The organism is Nocardioides sp. NPDC057577 (genome assembly GCF_042801335.1).
GTDB lineage: Bacteria > Actinomycetota > Actinomycetes > Propionibacteriales > Nocardioidaceae > Nocardioides.
In genome coordinates this window covers 1-1,714 of the sequence record NZ_JBHVGB010000329.1, presented here as the reverse complement: position 1 = coordinate 1,714, position 1,714 = coordinate 1, and the positions used below count along the sequence as shown (strand labels likewise).

Annotated in this window: 1 protein-coding gene; it reads left to right on the top strand. The window is 67.0% G+C overall.

Going from position 1 to position 1,714, the window contains the following annotated elements:
- The first annotated feature begins 284 nt into the window (after positions 1-284).
- Positions 285-1,547: a DUF222 domain-containing protein gene (locus ACFU7D_RS29540; protein WP_378874065.1), complete on the top strand. Its 1,263-nt coding sequence runs from the start codon at positions 285-287 to the stop codon at positions 1,545-1,547.
- Positions 1,548-1,714 lie beyond the last annotated feature (167 nt).

The following is a 1,714-nucleotide window of genomic DNA, read 5'->3' as shown; positions in this document are numbered from 1 at the left end:
CCGGCTTCGCCGGCCGCTTCGCGGTCCTGGACTCCGGACCAGATCGAGAAAAGATTGGCTGGCTATCGGGGCGGCGGCCCGGGTGTGGCGCAGCGGATTCTTGTTGGGATCAGTGGGGCTTGTGGGGGCGGAGGCGTGGCCCTACGGGCCACTTACCATCCACAGAAGCGAGGACATTCGCTCACCGCGAAAACAGGCTTTGACCTGCACCTATGGGTGGTTAGATATCCGGTTGAGGCGTAGAATCAGACCCATCACAACACACCCCTGAAGGGAGGGACACGATGAGTCTCGAACACGACGTCAACCACTGGGGCACCAACCCCAGTGACCCGATCGACGCCGAACTCGCTGCCATCGAATCCTCCCTCGACAAGCTGCTGACCAGCGACCCCGCCTACTGGCGCACCGGCCAGAAGAAGGAACGCCTGGCCCAGCTGGAGAAGATCCACGCCAAACAAGCCGCCTTGAAGCTCCGGGTCCTCGCCTCTGCCGGCGATATCGCCGAAGAGACCGGCGCCAAGGACGCCTCCGGATGGCTGCGGACCGAGCTGTTGGTCGACAAGGGGATGGCTCGCTCCCAGATCAAACTCGCCGCCAGCGTGTCCAAGTACGACCTCGTGGCTGCCGGTCTGGCCGAGGGTGTGGTGTCCCAGGACAAGGCGAGGGTGATCACCAAAGCGCTCGACGCCATCGAGACCGACCCCGCCGCCAGTGCCGAGGACCTGATCCTGGCCGAGAAACTCCTGGTGGATTACGCCAGCTGGATGACGGCGAACGAGCTCAAGATCGCCGGACGCCGGGTCCTGGCCGAGATCGACCCCGCCCGGTTCGAGGCCGCTGAAGCCAAAGCTCTGCAGCGGGAAGAGGAGCACGCCCAGCGGCGTACCTTCTACTCCTCCCGTGACAACGGTGACGGCACCATCGACATCCACGCCCGGGTCTCCCACGCGGTCGGGATGCGGCTGCGCACGATGCTGGATTCCCTGGCCCAGCCGCGGAAGTGGTCCGCGGAGGACAAGGGCCGCAAGGCACCGTATGACCGGTTGCTGGGTCAGGCGTTCGCCCGGGTGATCGAGACCTACGACGTCGACCTGCTCCCCAGGCATGGTGGTCACGCCACCACGGTGTTCATCACCATGAGCGTGGACGACCTCCGCAAGGACCTCGGCACCGCCGCCTTGGGGTTCGACGGCGACCAGATCACCGCCGCCGAGGCCCGCCGGCTGGCCTGCAACGCCAACCTCGTCCCCGCCGTCCTCGGCACCAACTCCGAGATCCTCGACCTCGGCCGCACCGCCCGGCTGGCGCACCCGATCCAACACCGCGCCCTGCGGCTCCGAGATCAGGGTTGCCAAGCCGAGGACTGTGACGCCCCCGCCGCTTGGACCGAGGCCCATCACCTCAGACCCTGGTCCGAAGGCGGCCGAACCGACATGGGAAACATGGTCCTGCTGTGCCCCAGCGACCATCGCCGCATCCACGACGCCAACTGCGTCTATGAGCGGCTCCCGGACGGACGGATCCGGTTCACCCGACGGACCTGAACCAGCCACGCCCGCAACCAGACGGCCCCACCACACACGTCCTTCGCCGCCACGCGTCCGTGGCTGTCGGGGCGATCGGTGCGCGCTTCCCTGACCCTGGTGGGACTGACCGTCGTCGAACCGCTGCCGGCCCTCGACCGGTGAGGATCGCCGGTCCGGTGCCGATC

Excerpts from the sequence above, each read along its gene's own strand:
- ACFU7D_RS29540 (WP_378874065.1), top strand. The coding sequence starts at position 285 with ATGAGTCTCGAACACGACGTCAACCACTGGGGCACCAACCCCAGTGAC.